Raw genomic sequence first — 20,170 nt, forward strand, 5'->3', positions numbered from 1 at the left:
GTAAAAGCGATGTCGTTGTGGGATAGAGCGATGCTGTCTAGACGTTTCATCATAGAAACCATCAACGACCAGTTAAAAAACATCTCTCAAATAGAGCACTCTAGACACCGCAGCGTACATGGTTTTATGCTCAACATGATTGCGGGACTCATCGCCTATCAATTGAAAGACAATAAGCCACAACTGAACATCACTAACGCAGAGTTTAATGCTATTACAGTTATGGCTTGTTAAACCGATCTCAGGTTAGGTAATTTCCATGACTACATGACTACATGACTATTTAGTACTTTTATATTCACTTAAAACTAAAGGGAGTCAATGCTCCCTTTATTGTTTCTAAGCTGCGCTAACTTAATTAACTATCACTGTACATGAGTTAGACTCATGGCTACAGAACTTAAATTAGTTCCACCAACCTTTTGCTGAAATCACTTCAAGGTGATTCAAGCCTTCAGGCAACTTAACTTTTTTACGCGCTGGCTTGGATAAACCGAGTGCTTTTTTGATTGAATTTAACATAGTCACTCTCCTTAACCTGATTAATGTTATGCAACTTCAGAGTTAATAAATTTAACGTAAGGATGTCCTGCGACTTCGAGAGGTTTGAACTTCACGTAAGGATGCCCAGCGATTTCAAAAGGTTTGAACTTCACGTAAGGATGCCCAGCGATTTCAAAAGGTTTGAACTTCACATAAGGATGCCCAGCGATTTCAAAAGGTTTAAACTTCACATATGGATGCCCAGTTACTTCTACTGGAGCAAGTTTAACTGCAGGTTCTTCTGAAGTAATTGACTTAGCTGCTGGTTCTAATTTAGTGCTATCTTCAAGTGCATAAGTATTTACTGCAAAACTAATTGAAGATAATAAAGTAACGGCGGCAAGGATTCCTTTCATCATTCTAATTCTCTCTCAGGGTAGTTGATATTGATTTATTATTGACACTGATAGTGCTGTTGCACTTGTTGTGCCAATGTTGTAAGTCGCAATCAAGTTGAGAGTAAATTGATTATGTAATGTTGCTTTTTGTGTTTAGCTTTATCATGTCTTCTTGGAGTAGTAAGGTAAATTCGGTCTCCTTTATGGCCTTACTAAAAATATAGCCTTGAATTTCTTCACAGTTGAGTGCCCGTAAAATGTTCAATTGTGCAGCTTGTTCTACCCCTTCACCTACAACAGAAAGCCCCATGTTATGGGCGATAGTGATAATAGAATCGACCATTTTGAGATCGCGATCAGACTTATCAATATCGTCAACAAAAGCTTTATCAATTTTTAAAGTATGAATCGGGAAACGTTTTAAGTATGAAAGGGACGAGTATCCAGTGCCGAAATCATCGAGTGCTAAACTAACGCCCATTTTAGCCAGTTGCTGCATGACAATAATAGCCGTTTCCGGCTGTTTAATGACGGTACCTTCAGTTATTTCTAATTCAAGATGACATGCAGGTAGTTTAGTGAGTCTTAATGTTGACTCTATTCGCTGTTGAATATCGGGCAGTGCAAATTGACGTGACGATAAATTGACGGCGACTCTGCCGCTGAATATGCCTTGTTCACGCCATTTCTGTGCTGCGAAACAGGCTTTGCGTAAGACTATTTCACCAATTTCAACAATTAAGCCGTTTTCTTCAGCAAGCGGAATAAAATCATTTGGGGGTATCAAGCCATGTACTGGATGATTTAATCTGACTAAAGCCTCCATACCTGCAATTTTACCGCTTTTAAGATCAACCTTAGGTTGATAATAAACTTCAAATAGATCATCTTTTAAGCCTTCACGGATAAGATTTTCTACTTCTAATTGCCTAATTGCATGTTGGTTCAAGGACTCAGAATAAAACTGGTAGCAATTACCTCCCGCAGACTTAGCATGGTACATAGCAATGTCAGCCTTTCTCAGTAATGCTTGCTCGCTTTGTTCATCTTCTGGGAACAGCACTATACCAATACTTAATCCTAGGACTAGCTGTTCATTGCTAACGTCAAATGCAGGTTTTAATCCCTCAATAATACGGTTAGCAATCGCAGCGCTGGCGCTTATATCTGAACCCTTGTCTAATACAATGGCGAATTCATCTCCGCCTAGACGATAAATACTGGTATTTTTAGGAAGTAAGGACTTAATGCGGGTAGCAACGAGCTTTAATAATGCATCCCCAATTTGATGGCCTAAGGAGTCATTAATACGTTTAAAATTATCAAGATCAAGTACCATAAGCGCATGAGCTATTTCTCGATTCACTAGGTTACTTAAGGTCACTTGTAAGTTGGAGCGATTTGGCAGTCCAGTTAAGAGATCGTTATTAGTTAATTTTCTAAGCTCTTCTTCTTGCTGCTTACGTCTTGATATATCAGAAAAAACACCAACATAGTGTGATAATTCGCCTAACTCATCATAGATAGCATCGATAGTGAGCTCCATATGGAAGTGACTGTTATCTCCTCTGGCGGCTTCGACTTCATTTGCCCAGCGACCTTGCTGTTTTAACATGGTTCTGATTTGGGTGGAGAAGGTTTCTGGATATAAATCAAATGTGAGTAAGTTGCCAATAAAGTCATTTCGGTTACGTAATGAAATTTTACAGCAAGCTTCGTTGACTTCGACAAAACGGTATTCGTTGTCGAGGATAAACATACCTTCCGAAATGTTTTCAATTGCTTTTTCAAAGAGTTTTAGTTGTTCTTCCTTTTGTTTAAACTGACTAATATTTTTAATCGTTCCAGTCATTCGCAGGGCATTATCTTTGTCATCCCGCTCTACAATTTTGGCACGGTCTAAGATCCATACCCAATTGTCGTCTTTGCCTTTTACCCTATATGCGGCTTCAAAATGATCTGTTTCACCATAAAAATGCTTATTGAGTGCTTCACGAACACGTTCTTGATCCATAGGATGTATATTACTCTCTTCATCCGATTTACCTGAACGATGTCCATCACGGGGAAATTCAAGTGCTCCCCAAATATTGGAGCGAAAAATGTTGCCAGTTTCTATATCCCAGTCCCACATTTCATCACCACTTCCCCAAAGGGAAAGTTTTAATCTTTCTTCGCTGAGTACAATCTGTCTTTGTGTTTCTCTACGACGTAGCACCGTTTTTATTACTAGATATGAGATACATAATACAATTGCAGCATAAATAGATTTTGCTTGAAATGATGACCACCAAGGAGGTGTTATAATGACAGCAAGCTCTTTTGTTGCTGCTTTTTCACCGGAAAGTGAGTTAACCGCATAAACTTGAAAAGTATAATTTCCTGGAGATAAGTTTGTATATGTTGCTGAGTTTGTTCCATTTGCAGGTATCCATATATCAGAAAGGCCAAACATCCTATAGTAGTAGTTAGTTGATGAGTCGTCTGACATGGGAGATATAAAGTTGAACGAAAATGGATAGTCAGAGTATTTCAATGATATTTTATTAGATGCTGCGATTGATTGTATTAGATAGTTACTTTCTTGATTTTGAACTATATTAAATACTAAGAAATCTGATATTTCTGTTTTATTTACCTTGCTTTTCTTTACATAGCTTACAACATCTTTAGGTGATACTAGACTAATTCCACTGATCCCCGCAAGTAGAGTGTTACCGTTTATATTAATACCATTTGGAGCATTGTACTCATATTGACTCCCATTTGATGTTTTTAAGGTATAAGATACTTTACTGTTTTTTTCAAAAATAATGACTTCACTTAGTGATGAGGCTGTTATAAAACCATCATTATCTACAATGGCGTAGATCTCTTTATTGTTAGAAAGTATTCTCGAAATTTTTTTACTGGTATCATTATAAAGCATCAGTGATGTTGATGTTCCGAAGTAAATGCCATTATCACTTTTTTCGATGCTGTAAGTTATTTCATTGTTTAAGTTTTCTAATAACCCATTTTCATATTTTTTCAGTCCATCTTGTCCGGCTATATATATTAGGTTGTCAGATGTTAACTCTACGTCAAAAATTGGCTCATTCTTTTTTGTATCAATGCTGTTAGTAATTTCACCATTTTTGATGATTAAAACTTTCCCATCAGGTGTGCCAGCAGCAATTGTTAAACTATTTTCATTAATAGAGAGTGATGATATTATATTTTTGCTAATCAACCTGGATGAATCATCTTTCTGTAAAAATAACCCTGCATTAGTACCAAAATAAAGTCCATCATCACTTAGAACTGCGTATTTGTATCCTTGAGTATGAGTGCTGAAACTTTTGATTAGGTTTAAATTTTCATCAAAAAGATTTATTTTTTCAGAGTCAGATGAAACCAGAAAGCCTTTAGTGTTTTTTGTAAGATGCCATGTGCTATCGGTGGTTAAGTTGGTTTTCTGCACTAAATTATTTACTTTTTTTACAATAGTGATGCCTTGATCAATACTTCCTAGTATAGACATATCTTCGGTTGCAAAAAATGAAGATGTTTTATCTGTGCTATCTGTGGCTAGAAGTCCTACAATGCTATTTTTAGAAATATTAACTATATTTTTATTAGTGATACCATAAATAGTGTTTTTGTGTTTCGTGAGTTGAGAAAATACTCGTGGATCAATTTTTACTATTTTATTGTCCTTATACTTATATAGTCCATCACTTAATGATATGAGTAGTGTTGAGTGATCTTCTTGCTCGAAATCAATTGTTTTTTTAGCTATCTCTTTTAATTCATTCTGGGTGAGCTTAAATAACGTACCTGCATAATCTCTTATGTAATAATCGTCGCCTACTTTTATCGTTTTTTTGATTTCACTTAGGCCTTTATTTGAAAGTTCGTATGTTTTTTCTTTGTTATTTATATCTATAATTGCTTTGTTAGTTCCAACAATTAAACTCTTATCACTTGAGTTGAGGCTCCAAACAGGAGAGCTTTTTACCGACAGTCCATACTGAGAAAAGGATTCTTGAAGTTTATCATATACGACTAAGCCACTATCGGTTCCAACATATAAAATGCCTTTATCATCAATAAGTAAACTTCTAATAAAAGAGCTGGGAAGGCCTGTTCTGGTATCATTAGCATAAAAATGCTTAAAGTTTTTCCCATCAAATCGATTTAATCCATTAAATGTTCCTATCCATATATAACCATCATTGTCTTGAACGATAGACGTAACAGTGCTTTGGGAAAGTCCTTCTGGGACACCAAAAGATTGTGATTGGAGAATAATAGGAGATTTATCAGAAAAGGGAGATGCGTTTACGTCTTCGAATGCATGCAAGCTAAAAAAAGCGAGCAAGACGATTTTAAAGAGTGCTTTAGGCATAGTGTTTGTTCTTATTATCCGAGGATGCCATGAAACAATTGTGTTACATCACTTTTCCAGAAAGTGAGCGGTTTGTCAAAGTGGAGTCTGCAGAAAATCCTTTTAACAGCATGTAGATGCAGTAAAATTGTTCGGTGCTGAAGTGGTAGAACATAGGCTAGCCATGTTTTACATCAGGATTACGCCCAACACTGAAAGATACGACTATAGTTGGACTGATTTGTAGCGGTTCTGTTTGTTTACCTAACTTTGCTCACAAATGTGTGAGCAAAAGTGTTTTTTGTTTAGAAATTAAACTTTTCTGCCGTTTGCTTAAAAACTTTAAGATCCGTGATCATTTTGTCTGACATCAGCGCGGCTTGGGTTCTGTGTTGTTCACCTGTGCTAAATAACACTAAGCGATCGCTGTGCTTAGTACGCATTTTACGCATCATGAATTTGAGTAAATCAGTGCGGGTGAGCTTAGTGATTTCGTCTACGACGAGTTCTCTTTGGTTAAATTGATAATCTCTATTGCCGACACTGACCCAATAACGTTGACTGCGAGTTTTGAGGTTCGCGTCGTGCTCCATGATTTGATTAATCAGACCTACCTTTGTGCTTTCCCATTCTTCGTTGGTGATTTGCATCACTGCATAATTAAAGTCGGCAATAAACTCATCGATGGCCTCTAATAAATGCAGTGGCCCAGTTGTGGGTGACTGAATATAGAAAATAAGTCCAGGATGACGATTGAGCGGCAGGTAACCTGTGCCTACCATATAGCCCAACTGTTTTTCAGTACGCAGCTCATGGAAAAAGGTGGACGACATAGTGTGATTCAGTAAGCTAAATAGCGCCATTTTTTCGGGTGTTGCCACGGCAGATTGGTAATACACAATAATTGCGCTATCTTGATGATCTATTGCGAGCTCTCTCAGTAACGTGCCTTGGCCTGTTAAATTCACCAATTCTCTGGTGGACTCGGCGCTCGGCGTCGAAATTAAGGATAAAATGTGCTCTAAACGTTTGCCAAGAGCTTGTGCTTCAGAGACTAACCAATCCCCGTAGACTAACCCTTCAAGATAGATCTTTTCGTAGAAGGCGCGTACATGGTTATGTAAATCTTCTAGGCTAATATCTTCCAACATTTGAGCCATGCGTGCTGGTTCATAACTGCTTTTTTGCAGTGTAACAGTCAGGCTCGTAAATAATTGTGAAATCGGTTTAGCTTGTGTTTGATTCTGCCAACTGCGCAGTAGCTGAGATTTTATGAGGGCAAAGCGCTCTTCGGTAAAATTGCGCTCTCTGGCTTTATGGATTAATAGCGCTAATAACGTTTCTTGATTGCCGGTAAAGCCCGATAAATGCAGTGTAATTCCGCCTTGATGCGGATAAATGTTATAGCTTAATCCAGCAACTTCGGCCTGATAGGTTGGCTCGGTGAGATAATCGAGTAGCATTTCAACATATAAGCGGGTGAGGGCGGCATGCCTTGGCGTTTTACTTGCCTGCTCTGAATCCAGCGATAAATACATGTGACCTTTTGGCACATTAAACTCATCATCTTTCTTATGCCAAATGCGGTATCCAGTTGATTCAGCAACTATCACTGGCACGTCAACATCGCTCTTATCCGGACGGGCAATCGAGTCGGCGACAATAAAAGGATTTGCAGCCGGTAGTTGTAATTCAGGGCGAATACTGTTCACTTGCCAACGAGCTAGGGACTGTGGCGCAATTGGGCGGACTTTGTACGGCGTGTGATACCAGTTAGCTTTACGATCGGTTTTAACCGATTGGGCTATAAGCTGCAGGCGCATATTCTGTGGCACCATGAGCTCAAGTAGCTCAATGGTTTCAGGGATATCCAGCCCATCCATCCGATAATCGCCAAAGACCAAGTCTTCGACCTCATAGTGATGCATATTAATGCTGAGATGGCTGGCTAAATCGAGTGATTTAACTTGCTCTTGATAACGAAACGCCATTTTGAGCAGGTTTGCACGCTCCAAATAACGCCATTCATCTAAGCCTTGGGTTTTGATAAGTTCAATATACTCAAAACAGCAGCTGATAATTTCATCGAGATTGCCTAGCCCTTTATCGGTTAACTGTAAACCGATACTGTAATCCTTGAAGTTATAACCATTTACACCGCCGCCCGCAGACAAGTTGTTCACTAATCCTTGTTCTTTCAGATACGACAACAGACTGCCATGACTCTCATTGCCTAAAATATGGCTGATATAAGTCAAAGGCTTACGTTTGTAGTAGTGATCAATTCCTGGGAAATTAAAACTGATGCTTAAGCGTTTTTGCTCCTTAAGCGGCACAATATCGATTTGCCTCAACAGTTCTTTTTCTGAAAATAGTGGTACTTGAGGATAGTTTTTCACTAAGTTCAAGTTTCGGATCCCACTAAAATAGTGGCAGGCTAAATCTTGTAATTCATCAAGGGAAAGCGGAGCGACTAAGCACAAGGTCATTAAGTTGGCGCTGTAATGGCTTTGATAGAAATCGAGTAATTCACTACGTACCTGTGCCTGTTCTCCGCCTAAGGTGACTAAGTTACCCACGGAAAATTTCGAAAATGGATGCAGTGGGTTGACTGTCTCTTTGAGTACTTGATAGGTTCGACGGATATCATCTTTTAGTTTTAAACTAAATTCAGATTCAATAGCTTGGCGTTCTCTATCGACTAAATCTAAATCAAATTTTGGGGCGATAAAAAATTGGCTGAATCTGTCTAAGGAGTCGGCAAACACTTCTTCATTGATGGTGAAAAAGAAGTTAGTGTGCTCTGTGCCTGTCCAAGCGTTATTGCTGCCACCATGCTGGTTGATAAAGGCGTGATACTCGCCTGAGTCTGGGAATTTCTCAGTACCTAGAAAGAGCATATGCTCTAAAAAGTGCGCCATGCCGGGTCTATCTGCGGGATCATCAAAATGACCCACGCCTACAGCCATAGATGCGGCAGCTTGGCTGGCATCTTGGTCTTCAACCAATAACACCCTGAGTGCATTATCTAATACAAGATAACGATACTGGCGGTGATCATTTGGACTTTTATATATGGACTGAGAGGCTTGCAAAGAGACACTCCGGTAACGATAGCTTGTTATATATTGATAGTCTTAATGGTTTTTAGCAAATATCTCTTGTGTTTATCGACTAAAGATTAAGTCTTGTGAGGTTTGTTGAAACGGATTTTAGGGCTACAATTGGGATAAAACAAAAACAAGTTTGAGTCGCGAGAGAAGTATGCAGCTATTTTTGATGAGACATGGTGACGCCGGATTTAATGCTCAGTCTGATAGAGACAGAACACTGACCGATGTTGGAAGGCACCATACTGTGTTGATGAGCAACTGGCTAGCTCGCAGTGTGGCTGATTTCGATCTTGTTTTAGTTAGTCCTTACTTACGAGCACAGCAAACGTGGCAGGAACTGAGTCAGCATTTTCCTGAGCCGCGTAAGTGGTTAGTCGCCGATGATCTTGTGCCTTCTGGCGATCCCGCTAATGTAGCCGCCTTGGTTGTGGCTTATGCTGAGTTATACAAAGCGGATAAAGTACTAGTGATTGCTCACATGCCGTTACTGGGCTACTTAGTCAGTGAGTTAGTGGCTGGCGTTGAGCCGCCATTATTCGCGACGTCAGGCATTACGCTCATTGATAAACATGCCGAGCAAGCCTCAATCGTGTGGCAGCACGCCCCGCATAGTATTAGCTAATCTAGGTTTATATCTCTTTTACAAAACAAACGGCCCACATTAAATGGGCCGTTTGTTTTCGCTAAATAGTAAGTGTTAAAGCCTAAGCCGATAGCTAGCTAACGTCTATGCGGCAGCTCGCCAATATCAATCAGCACTAATAACGCCGCATCGCCCCCCCATTCTTTAGGCGCCTGATGGAAAGCTTTCACCATAGGATGCTGCACTAACCACATGGGAACTTGTTGTTTCAATATGCCACTGCCATAACCATGCATAATGCAGCAGCACAGGCTCTGTTGTTTGACGCAGGCTTGGATCAGTGCCGCTAACTCAAGTTTGGCTTCCGATTGGCGATAGCCGTGTAAATCCAGCAGTAAATCTGGCTGGTAATCTCCACGTCTGAGGCGTTTGAGTTCTAAACTGTCAACACCTTCTTCTAACCAACGCATCGGCCCTTGTACAGGCAGTAGTGGCTGATAAGTATCTGAGAAATAACTGTTAGCATGCAGTTGCTGCTCTTTCAGTTCTATTTCCTGTTTGGTTTTTAAGGGCATGCGAAAGTGTCGCTTATTTTGGGTGATGGGTTTAATTCCATCAATAAGCTTTGAGAACATCGCCAAGCCTTCTTTGTCGTCGTCTTTATTCATGGCGGGTATTCTATTGAATCCTATGGTTTCTGAATAGAGTTCAGTTACAATGTTTGCGAACAAACTAGCGGGAGCACGTTTTGGATAAGATCTTTGTAGATGAAGCTGTGACAGAATTACGTACTATTGGCGATATGTTACGTTGGGCCGTGAGCCGTTTTAACGATGCCAATGTGTATTATGGTCATGGTACTGATAATGCGTGGGATGAAGCCATCGCCTTAGTTTTCCATGCCTTACACATACCCGAAGAAATCGGTCAGCAAGTGATTTTAAGTAACTTGACCAGCAGTGAAAAGCATAAAATTGTCGAGTTGATCATTCGTCGGGTGAGAGAGCGCTTACCTGTGCCTTACTTGACCAACAAAGCGCGTTTTGCTGGGCTTGAGTTTTACGTCGATGAGCGCGTGTTAGTGCCTCGTTCACCGATTGCCGAAATGATCGCTAACCGTTTTAGCCCTTGGTTATATAACAAGCCAGTCACACGTATTTTAGATTTATGTACTGGCAGCGCTTGTATCGCGATTGCCTGTGCCTATGAATTTGAAGACGCCGAAGTCGATGCGCTGGATATCAGCGAAGATGCCTTAGATGTGGCGCAAATCAATATCGAAACCTTAGGTGTGATGGACAGAGTATTCCCGATGCAATCGGATCTGTTTTCGGCCATCCCTGAAGGGCCTCAGTATGATTTGATTGTTTCAAACCCACCTTATGTGGATGCCGAAGACATTGGCGACATGCCTGATGAATATCATCATGAGCCTGCCATTGGTTTAGCCTCAGGTCGCGACGGCTTAGATTTAACCAAACGTATACTGGCCAATGCCGCGCAATACCTAACACCAACGGGTTTGCTCGTAGTCGAAGTCGGTAATTCTATGGTGCATTTGATTGAGCAGTTCCCAGAAGTGCCATTCACTTGGATTAACTTTGAAAATGGTGGCGATGGCGTATTCGTATTAACCCGCGATCAACTGGTCGAAAATCAGTCAGTGTTCGGCATTTATCGCGACGCACAATAGCCTAAGATAGCAAATTAGGTTGAGACTTTTCCCGCTGCCAGTTAGGCTTGCAGCGGGAAAATAAATTGTCCAGTGGTCGCTGGACACGGAGCGATGAACAAATAACCTAAGGTGTACAAAGCGGATGTCTGGAAACAGTATTGGTCAAAATTTTGTAGTGACGACGTTTGGTGAGAGTCACGGTGTTGCACTGGGTTGCATTATTGATGGTTGCCCACCAGGGCTTGAATTAACCGAAGCCGATATGCAGCATGATCTTGACCGCCGTCGCCCAGGGACATCCCGATATACCACGGCCCGTCGTGAGCCCGATGAAGTGCGGATTTTATCCGGCGTTTTCGAAGGTAAAACCACGGGCACCTCGATTGGACTCTTGATTGAAAATACCGATCAACGCAGTCAAGATTACTCTAATATCAAAGATTTATTCCGTCCAGGACATGCCGATTATACCTACCAGCAAAAGTACGGTATGCGTGACTACCGCGGTGGTGGCCGCTCTTCAGCCCGTGAAACCGCGATGCGGGTTGCGGCGGGTGCGGTGGCTAAAAAGTATTTAAAGCAAGTTCACGGTATCGAGATCTACGGCTATATGTCGCAGTTGGGTCCTATTTGTGCGCAGACCATTGATCTTGACCAAATTGAGCAAAATGCCTTTTTCTTCCCCGATGCTAGCAAGCTTGAAGCGCTCGATGAATACATGCGTGAGCTGAAAAAATCCGGTGACTCGATTGGCGCTAAAATCTCCGTCATCGCGACAGGTGTGCCAGTGGGTTTAGGTGAGCCAGTATTTGATAGACTCGATGCCGATATCGCCCACGCGCTGATGGGTATTAATGCCGTCAAAGGTGTTGAGATTGGTGATGGTTTTGGTGTCGTGACGCAAAAGGGCTCCGAAGGGCGTGACTTAATGTCGCCGCAAGGCTTTGAATCCAACCATGCGGGCGGTGTACTCGGTGGGATTTCGTCGGGTCAGCCGATTATTGCCCATATTGCGTTAAAACCCACATCAAGCATCAGTGTGCCAGGTCAAAGTATGACGGCGCAGGGTGAAATGGCCGAAGTGGTCACTAAAGGTCGTCACGATCCTTGTGTTGGGATCCGCGCGGTACCGATTGCCGAAGCTATGCTTGCCATTGTGTTGATGGATCACTTATTAAGACACAGAGCGCAAAATCAGGATGTGCGTAGTCATACGCCAGTGCTTGGTATGCGATAAGTGGCATGAAATAGCTGGTATGCGATAACGATACAATGAGTGGCATGAGATAAATGGAATGCGTTAATGTCAACTTCTTCTAGCACAAGCCGGCAATTGCGCTGGCTTTGTGCCTGCTATTTTTTCTTCTTTTCTATTCTCGGCACTATGGTCCCTTATCTTGGGGTCTTCTTCGAAAATCGCGGTTTTAATCCTCAAGAAATTGGCTTTTTACTCGCCATCCTGATGGCGACGCGCATCGTTGCGCCGAATGTGTGGGCTAAAGTGGCTGACCGAACGGGGATGCGCGCCGAGCTGATCAAAATGGGCGCGGGAGCCGCCGCGCTGGCGTATTTGAGTTTCTTCTACCATGGTGGTTTTGTGTATATGGCGCTGAGTTTGGCCCTCTATACTTTCTTTTGGAATGCGATCCTCGCCCAGCTTGAAGTGATCACCTTAGAAACCTTAGGCGAGAATGCCAGCCGCTACGGTCAAATTCGCAGTTGGGGCAGTGTCGGTTATATCTGTCTTGTTGTCGGTGCGGGCTTTGCCATTGGTCAGTGGGGCACTGAGGTGTTGCCTTATATCGGTTTGTCATTATTTATCGGCATGTTAGCCAGTGCGTTGCCATTACCAGCAAATCGTTTAGTGCGCGACACCAGCCAAGTGCGGCCGCCATTGCAATGGAATCGGGCGATCATTTGGTTCTTAGTCTCGGCCATGTTACTGCAAATGAGCGCGGGACCTTTCTACGGCTTCTTCGTCTTATATTTAAAGCAAGCGGGTTACTCCGAATCCTCGGCGGGGATATTTGTCGCCCTTGGCGCTATGGCCGAAATCGTGATGTTTATGTTCGCGCCGCGTTTACTGGGTCGCTTTGGCGTGAATACCTTATTGATTGTCAGTATCGGCATGACTTGTCTACGTTGGTTATTGGTTGCCTTCGGGGTAGATAGCGTGTTGTGGCTTGGTTTTAGCCAATTATTACATGCCTTTACCTTTGGTTTAACCCATGCGGCATCGATTCAATTTGTGCATAAACATTTTGATGCGAGTCACAGAAGCCAAGGTCAAGCCCTATACGCCAGTTTAAGTTTTGGGGTTGGCGGCGCGCTCGGTACTTGGATTTGTGGCTTTATTTGGGGCGATGGTAGCGGGGCGGTTTGGTCTTGGGTATTTGCCGCAGTATGCGCCTTTGCCGCTATGCTGGCGGTATTCTTTATCCCTAAGGATAAACCGAGTGTTGCAGCCCATACGGCCTAGTCATATCCATTAAAATAAAAGTATAAAAAAATCAAAAGATTGCGTTAAGTGAGGTAAAGGGTGATTCGGTTTCGTTTAGGGTTAGTTATCAATCCATTAGCTGGCTTAGGTGGCAGTGTTGGCCTTAAGGGCAGCGATGGCGTTGCCGAAGAGGCGATCGCCTTAGGCGCTGAACCCAAAGCCGCCTTGCGTATGATGCAGGCCCTCGAGGTTATCCGTGATTATAGTGATGACATTGAAGTCATTACCGCTTCAGGCATCATGGGTGAAGACGCCGCTAAAACACTCGGTTTTACCACGCGAGTGGTGTATCAAACTCCGGATAAAACTCAGGCACTGGATACGCAGGCCGTTGTGCGTGCGCTGCTGGATGAACCGCTGGATTTACTCCTTTTTGCCGGTGGCGATGGTACGGCCCGCGATGTTTACTCCGTATTTGAACAAGCCACTATCGACGACAAACTCCCTGTGCTCGGCGTGCCTGCTGGGGTGAAAATTCATTCCGGCGTTTACGGTATTACGCCCCATGCGTCTGGCATGGTGGTCAAGATGTTACTCGATGGCGAACTTGTCAGTTTGATGTCCGCCGATGTGATGGATATTGACGAAGTGGCTTTTCGCCAAGGCGCAGTGCGCGCTAAACGATTTGGTGAGCTCTTAGTGCCCGCCGAGCCGCGTTATGTGCAAGCGGTGAAGATGGGCGGCAAGGAAGTCGATGAACTCGTGCTGGCCGATATCGCCGCCGATGTGATCAATCAAATGGAAGATGAACTGTACATCATGGGCTCTGGCAGTACGGTTGCCTTTGTGATGGAAGAGTTAGGCCTCGATAATACCCTGCTCGGTGTTGATCTCATTCAAGATAAAAACCTTGTTGGCAGTGACTTAACCGCGAATAAATTACTCGAACTGACCCAAGATAAGCCGACTAAGTTGGTGATTACCTTAATTGGTGGCCAAGGCCATATCTTAGGGCGCGGTAATCAACAGTTGTCGCCCGAGCTCATTCGGCGCATCGGAAAAGACAATATTATTATCCTTGCCACAAAAACTAAGCTAAAAGCACTTGATGGACGACCACTAATTGTGGATAGTGGCGACCCTAAATTAGATAGCGAGCTTGGCGGCTATTATAAAGTGACGACGGGCTACCATGATTACGTTATGTATCAGGTGGCCAATCCAGATTTATTGGTCGCAGCAGATGTGTCGGCCAATCCAGTATTAATGGAGAGTTAGACCCATGTTAGAGCATTACGAAGACGCATTAGAACAGTGGATCGCCAGCGTTGTTAGCCATGGTGATGACGATGCTTTGTTTGCCTGTGGCTACTTACAGGGCCATGTGGCCGTAGTGTTGTCGCAATTAGAAGCGCAGGGTGAAACGGATCTTGATGCTTTAATGCTAAAAATGACCGACTGTTTAGCGCTCGCGCGCCAAGAATTAAATGATGCCGATTATGCCTTGGTTGAACAAGCATGGACACAGCTGCAGGCAAAGATTATAGGCGAATTGGATGTTGCCTAGCTCCCAGCCGATGACTGACAACGAGCACGTGACTAATACCGAAGTAACGAGTGTAGAAATGCCGAGTGCTGAATTAGCCTGTGAGCAAACGCTCGATGCCAGCGCGGTATTTATCGGTTTAGTGAATCCTAAAACGCCCGTTAACGTCGGTGGCATTATGCGCGCATCGGGTTGTTATGGCGTCGATGGCGTATTTTACACTGGCAGGCGCTACGAGTTAGCCGCGCGTTCGGGTGCAGTGCAATACCATGTCGATACTAAAGATGCTGGCGAGCGCATTCCGCTCACTGGCGTCACTTCATTGTTAGCCGCGGTTCCGGCGGACACTCAGCTTATCTGTGTCGATTTGGTGGTGGGCGCGACGCCGCTGCCGGATTTTGTTCATCCCGCGAAAGCCTTTTATGTGTTTGGTCCTGAAGATGGCACCATTGGCCAAGAGATTATCGATAAAGCCGATGCCGTAGTGTATGTGCCTACGGTCGGGTGTATGAATCTTGCGGCTTCGGTCAATGTGTTGCTATACGACAGATTGGCTAAATCCCACCGTGAGGCTGCAAGCCTGACATCGAGCCTAGTATCTGGTCTACCTTCGAACTTAAGCGGCGATGCGCTCATCCGTCAGAGTCGTGATAACAACAATCGTACTCGGGTGAAAGGGCCCAGAGCGCCGCGAAAACCTCGACATGTTGAATCCAGTAGTGTCGGGTCTAGCAGCCTTGAACCTAGCAGCATTGATAACGCGATAGCCATCACAGCAGCTTAATTGGTTTAAAAATAACATTTTTAAAAAGGGATTAAGCCATGGCTTAATCCCTTTTTTATAGCGCTCAAAAACGTTATTTTTCTAGCGATTGATTGCCTAGAGCGCTTTGCCCTTGAGCAATTTTCGCAGCCACATACGATTAGGGTTGAGTTTACACAGAGTAGCTTTATCGAGTGGTATTGGCTCGCCGCAAAGCTGCGCCGCGAGACATTCGGCGGCCAATGGCCCAGAACTTAACCCCCGTGAGCCTAACCCACCGAGAATATACAGCCCTTGATGCACCGGCGCTGGCGTGGTTTGCCAGTAGTGACGACTCTCTTTCGTGAGTTGATGTTGCGCATAATCCTTAATAATTTGCGCCACATCGGGTGCGCAGCCCATCATAGGGAAATGATCCCGCGTCACCATACGCACGCCAACACGGGCATTGTTGCCACTCATGTCGATATCTTCAAGCCAAGGCTGATTGGGATAACTCTCGTGCATTTTGGCGAGGTTTTCTTGTTGCTCCTGCGGGCAAAAATCTAGATGCTTAGGTTCTTTAACGTAACTCGCGCCAAGGCAGTGGAGTCCTTCGTGACTCGGGGTTAAATAACCGTTGGCGCACAGCACAGTCGCGAGCTGACTCAATTGAAATTGAGCGGGCACATGGCTGACTTGGCCGCGAAAAGGGCTAATTTGTAATTTGTTGCTGGCATCAAATTGCGTGAGCGCTGCGCCATTGGCGAGCACAACTTGCGCAAAGGGGCCAAAGCGATGCTTAGCGGTGATTAAATACCAACCTTCACTTTGATACTCAATTTCAAGGATCTCAGTCTCCAAATGGAGTTTGACCTCAGAAAGCTGCTGCGCTTTTTGTATTGCGGCTTCGGCATATTCGTAGGGACAAACCCAGCCAGCCAGCGGATAGAAAAAGCCTGATTTGTCAATATTAATGTTCGCAAGAGAATTAGCCTGCTGCGCATCGACTCGATAGGCAATTTCACTTGGCCAGTTCTGGCTTTGAATAATTTTATCGAGTCGTAATTGGCTGCGTTCATCGTGGGCAGTTTGCAATACCCCGCAAAAATCATGGGAAATCGGCGTTTGATTTGGGGCGGGGACAGATGTCAGCGCCTGTACTCGACGGCGGCTAAATAAAAATGCCTGCTGGAAGAAGCGGCTTAATTCATCATTTTCCGGTGTCAGCAGCGGATAAATCGCCCCTTGGCGATTGCCCGAGGCGCCTTGGCCAAGCTTGGCATCTTTACAAAAGAGCTGCGTACTTTTGCCGCGTTCCGCCAAAGACAGTGCCAAATGCGCCGAGGCTAACCCGCCGCCTATGATGGCAATCGAGCTGGGCGCGTCCGAGGGTAAGATTGCAGCCATAGGATTAAAGGCATAGGCTTTAGCATCTTGCTGGCGTAAGACGTGGCGCTCGTGTAACAAAATGGCATCAGGCTGAGGGTTTGTCTGTATTGCAGCGCAGGTAAAATCCCTCTCCTCAAAGCCGCAGGCTTGGAAACGGCTCACTGGTGTTTCGCTTAGTCCGCTTGATTCGTTTAATCCAATCGTTGCAACAGTGGCGCTATCGTCACTGAGTTTTGCCATCTGCCAATGGATCTGCTGATTTAACCCATTTTGTAGATGGGGCAATACCAGCCAGTGCTGAACGGGGTGAAGCGGAGAATGGATGAGTGAACAGAGCTGGGATTGAATATCACCAAAGTGCAGGTCGATTGTGGTACGACCGTCATCAAAAATTAATCTCTGACAACCTATAATAGCTGTCGGCTCTGTATGAAGTAAGCGTTGGGCAAGTGGCTCAAGTTCAGGCACTTTGGTTAAACCGGCGGATTGATCCCAAAGTAATTTAAGTTCGTACGCATTAATCGGATTGGGTTCGAATACGTTAAGGAGTAATCGTTGGTTAGGGTTCGTCTGAGTGCGCCACCAAGATAAGAGTTCAAGCCCGTTACCTAAACCGATTTGCCCTAATACTAAGAGTTTTTGCTGTGAATGAGCCTCAAATATCCGCTGCTGATAAATGCTCAATTTGCTGAGATAGTGTGCATCAGTGTGAGCTGTTGCGGGATAAAGGTTGATTAATTGCGGGTAATCGCGCTTAATTTGGCAAGGTTTATTGGGCTCTGCAGTCAAAGAAATTTACTCTCGGTCTCATAATTGGCATTATTTTACTCGCCTTTATGGAAAGCTGACCACTTAATTGAGTCAAAACAGATACTATTGGCTCAGCGAAAAGTAGGTACTGACATGTACACAATGGATAGCAATAAAATGAAAAGAGTCGTGATCACCGGAATGGGTGTTGTTTCAAGTATCGGTAATAACAAGCAAGAAGTGACCGAGTCACTGAAAGCGGGCCGCAGTGGTATTACGCATTCAGCTCAGTTTGAAGAGATGCAGTTACGTAGCCATGTATGGGGTGACATCAAGTTAAACCCTGCTGAGCATATCGATCGTAAGGCATTGCGTTTTATGGGTGATGCAGCAGCTTATGCCTACATTGCTATGCAAGAAGCGGTTGCCGATGCCAATTTAACTGAAGAGCAGTATTCAGATCCGCGCGTAGGTTTGATTGTGGGTACAGGCGGCGCATCATCGTCTAACCAAGTACAATCTGCCGATACATTGCGTGAAAAAGGCGTTAAACGCGTAGGTCCGTATATTGTGCCTCGCATCATGTCGAGCACGGCCAGCGCTTGTTTAGCCACGCCATTTAAAATTAAAGGCATGAATTATTCTATCAGTTCAGCCTGTGCAACTAGCGCCCACTGTATTGGTCACGCCGTTGAACTTATCCAAATGGGTAAGCAAGACATGGTGTTTGCCGGTGGTGCTGAAGAAGTGGATTGGACACTGACCATGGGCTTCGACGCTATGGGCGCACTGTCAACCAAGTACAATGCCACACCCGAAAAAGCCTCTCGTACCTATGATGCAGACCGTGATGGTTTTGTGATTTCTGGCGGCGGCGGTATTTTAGTGGTTGAAGAGTTAGAGCATGCTCTGGCTCGCGGCGCAAAAATTTACGCTGAAGTGATTGGTTATGGCGCGTCTTCAGACGGTTATGACATGGTGGCACCATCGGGTGAAGGCGCTGTGCGTTGTATGCAAATGGCGATGATGGATGTCGATACCCCAATCGATTACATCAATACTCACGGCACTTCAACGCCAGTGGGCGACGTGCGTGAATTAGAAGCGCTACGTGAAGTTTTCAAAGACAAGTGCCCACCGATTGCATCGACTAAGTCTATGACAGGTCATGCATTAGGCGCCGCAGGCGTACATGAAGCGATTTACAGCTTAATCATGATGGAAAACAGCTTTATTGCCCCAAGCATCAATATCGAAAATCTGGACGAAGCGGCGAAAGATATGCCTATCGTGCGTGAATATCGCGATGCTGAGCTGAATACTGTCATGAGTAACAGCTTTGGTTTTGGCGGTACAAACGCCACGCTAGTGATGCGTAAATTCAAATAAGTTTGTTTATCAAACGCGATAGAAGGGAAGCTTAGGCTTCCCTTTTTTATGGGCGTTTTTTGTAAACCTGTTGCATCGACAAGGATTTATCCCATTAGTCTTGTTAGAATACCGAGCATCTTGATGCCTTCCATTCCCATTTTTCAGATCAGGTGCCCATGAAGATTTTAGTCGATGAAAATATGCCCTTTGTTGAACCGTTATTTGGCGATCTCGGGGAAATTATTCCTGTTAATGGCCGCACGTTAACCGCAGCGCAAGTGCGCGATGCCGATGTGTTATTAGTGCGCTCAGTCACCAAAGTGAATGCCGAGTTGCTCTCGGACAATCATCAACTGAAGTTTGTCGGCAGTGCCACTATAGGCACAGATCATGTGGATTTAGCCTACCTTGCCGAGCGTAATATCCCCTTCTCTAATGCGCCAGGTTGCAATGCGACTGCGGTTGGGGAATTTGCTTTTATCGCTATGCTGGAGCTAGCACAGCGGTTTGATTCGCCGCTTAAGGGCAAGGTCGTCGGCATAGTGGGCGCGGGTAATACCGGTACTGCAACAGCAAAATGTTTGCAAGCCTACGGTATTAGCGTGTTGCTTAATGATCCCATCAAAGAGAAACAGGGCGATCCGCGCAGTTTTGTGAGCTTAGAAACTATCATGGCGCAGGCCGATATCATCAGTTTGCATGTGCCCATCACGCGCACGGGCGAGCATAAAACCAAACATTTGTTCGATGAGGTGCGCTTAAAGGCGCTCAAACCCAATACATGGTTAGTGAATTGCTGCCGCGGTGATGTGATAGATAACAAAGCACTTGTCAGAGTTAAACGCCAGCGTGATGATCTCAAACTTGTACTTGATGTGTGGGAAGGCGAGCCAACACCGATGCCTGAACTGGTGCCACTGGCTGAATTTGCCACCCCGCATATTGCAGGTTACAGCTTAGAAGGTAAGGCGCGCGGCACTTTTATGCTCTATCAAAAGCTGTGTCAGTTACTTAATATTGCTGCCGATAAAAGTCTGCTGGATCTCTTGCCAAGCTTTAACATTAAGGCGGTCGAACTTGCGACCGCGCCGAATGAAAAAGCGTTATTACAGCTCGCGCGTTTTGTCTATGATTTGCGCGATGATGACAAGATGTTCAGAAATACATTCTTAAATGAGAATGGCTTCGACACTATGAGAAAAAATCACCAACATAGACGCGAATTTAGTGCATTGGCGCTGGCTTATGACGGTCAATCTGAGGTAGATTGGTTGTCCAATTTAGGTTTTTCAGGAGTCGGTCAGTAGC

The 20,170-nt window shown here is 44.3% G+C and carries 15 protein-coding genes; 10 read left to right on the forward strand and 5 right to left on the reverse strand.

Features of this window, described 5'->3' with window-relative positions; all coding sequences use genetic code 11:
* Window positions 1-234: transposase (locus tag L5M11_RS11955; RefSeq protein WP_263192182.1), on the forward strand; the 234-nt coding region annotated here is incomplete at its 5' end.
* Window positions 235-548: 314 nt separating this feature from the next.
* On the opposite strand, the gene L5M11_RS11960 is transcribed toward L5M11_RS11955, so the two are convergent.
* From L5M11_RS11960 to L5M11_RS11970, 3 genes are all read right to left on the reverse strand, one after another.
* Window positions 549-902, reverse strand: a complete 354-nt coding sequence (locus L5M11_RS11960) for a hypothetical protein (protein ID WP_263192184.1) — start codon at window positions 900-902, stop codon at window positions 549-551.
* 109 nt (window positions 903-1,011) lie between these two features.
* Complete coding sequence (locus L5M11_RS11965; RefSeq protein ID WP_263192185.1) at window positions 1,012-5,271, reverse strand: EAL domain-containing protein; 4,260 nt, start codon at window positions 5,269-5,271, stop codon at window positions 1,012-1,014.
* A gap of 284 nt (window positions 5,272-5,555) precedes the next feature.
* Window positions 5,556-8,345, reverse strand: coding sequence for an insulinase family protein (locus tag L5M11_RS11970; protein ID WP_263192186.1), 2,790 nt, complete (start codon window positions 8,343-8,345; stop codon window positions 5,556-5,558).
* Between the two features lie 169 nt (window positions 8,346-8,514).
* Here L5M11_RS11970 and sixA point away from each other — a divergent pair, with 169 nt between their 5' ends.
* Window positions 8,515-8,985, forward strand: coding sequence for a phosphohistidine phosphatase SixA (gene sixA / locus L5M11_RS11975; RefSeq protein WP_028761045.1), 471 nt, complete (start codon window positions 8,515-8,517; stop codon window positions 8,983-8,985).
* 98 nt (window positions 8,986-9,083) lie between these two features.
* Here the strand turns inward: sixA and smrB are convergent, their stop codons facing one another.
* Window positions 9,084-9,614, reverse strand: a complete 531-nt coding sequence (smrB, locus tag L5M11_RS11980; protein ID WP_263192187.1) for an endonuclease SmrB — start codon at window positions 9,612-9,614, stop codon at window positions 9,084-9,086.
* Between the two features lie 80 nt (window positions 9,615-9,694).
* Between smrB and prmB the strand changes: the two genes are divergently transcribed.
* From prmB to L5M11_RS12010, 6 genes are all read left to right on the forward strand, one after another.
* Window positions 9,695-10,639 (forward strand): 50S ribosomal protein L3 N(5)-glutamine methyltransferase, encoded by a 945-nt coding sequence (gene prmB, locus L5M11_RS11985; protein WP_263192188.1) that lies wholly within the window; start codon window positions 9,695-9,697, stop codon window positions 10,637-10,639.
* 124 nt (window positions 10,640-10,763) lie between these two features.
* Complete coding sequence (gene aroC / locus L5M11_RS11990; RefSeq protein ID WP_028761043.1) at window positions 10,764-11,858, forward strand: chorismate synthase; 1,095 nt, start codon at window positions 10,764-10,766, stop codon at window positions 11,856-11,858.
* A 66-nt stretch (window positions 11,859-11,924) separates the two neighbouring features.
* The gene (locus tag L5M11_RS11995; protein WP_263192189.1) at window positions 11,925-13,100 is read left to right on the forward strand and encodes an MFS transporter; all 1,176 of its coding nucleotides are present in this window, start codon (window positions 11,925-11,927) and stop codon (window positions 13,098-13,100) included.
* Between the two features lie 60 nt (window positions 13,101-13,160).
* On the forward strand, window positions 13,161-14,339 hold the full coding sequence (locus L5M11_RS12000; RefSeq protein ID WP_263192190.1) for an ATP-NAD kinase family protein: 1,179 nt from the start codon (window positions 13,161-13,163) through the stop codon (window positions 14,337-14,339).
* Between the two features lie 4 nt (window positions 14,340-14,343).
* A complete protein-coding gene (locus tag L5M11_RS12005; protein WP_263192192.1) occupies window positions 14,344-14,628 on the forward strand; it encodes a YfcL family protein in 285 nt (94 codons plus the stop codon).
* On the forward strand, window positions 14,618-15,391 hold the full coding sequence (locus L5M11_RS12010) for an RNA methyltransferase (RefSeq protein ID WP_198572776.1): 774 nt from the start codon (window positions 14,618-14,620) through the stop codon (window positions 15,389-15,391). Before L5M11_RS12005 ends, L5M11_RS12010 begins: the two co-directional genes overlap by 11 nt.
* Before the next feature lie 96 nt (window positions 15,392-15,487).
* Here L5M11_RS12010 and mnmC read toward each other — a convergent pair whose 3' ends face one another.
* A complete protein-coding gene (gene mnmC, locus L5M11_RS12015) occupies window positions 15,488-17,530 on the reverse strand; it encodes an FAD-dependent 5-carboxymethylaminomethyl-2-thiouridine(34) oxidoreductase MnmC (RefSeq protein WP_263192194.1) in 2,043 nt (680 codons plus the stop codon).
* A 138-nt stretch (window positions 17,531-17,668) separates the two neighbouring features.
* Between mnmC and fabB the strand changes: the two genes are divergently transcribed.
* Window positions 17,669-18,880: a beta-ketoacyl-ACP synthase I gene (gene fabB / locus L5M11_RS12020; protein WP_041408164.1), complete on the forward strand. Its 1,212-nt coding sequence runs from the start codon at window positions 17,669-17,671 to the stop codon at window positions 18,878-18,880.
* 158 nt (window positions 18,881-19,038) lie between these two features.
* Window positions 19,039-20,169 carry a 4-phosphoerythronate dehydrogenase gene (locus L5M11_RS12025; RefSeq protein ID WP_263192195.1) on the forward strand — a complete coding sequence of 377 codons (1,131 nt, stop codon included), beginning with the start codon at window positions 19,039-19,041 and terminating at the stop codon, window positions 20,167-20,169.
* Window position 20,170 lies beyond the last annotated feature (1 nt).

It is taken from the genome of Shewanella sp. SM87 (assembly GCF_025653705.1).
GTDB classification, from domain to species: domain Bacteria; phylum Pseudomonadota; class Gammaproteobacteria; order Enterobacterales; family Shewanellaceae; genus Shewanella; species Shewanella oncorhynchi.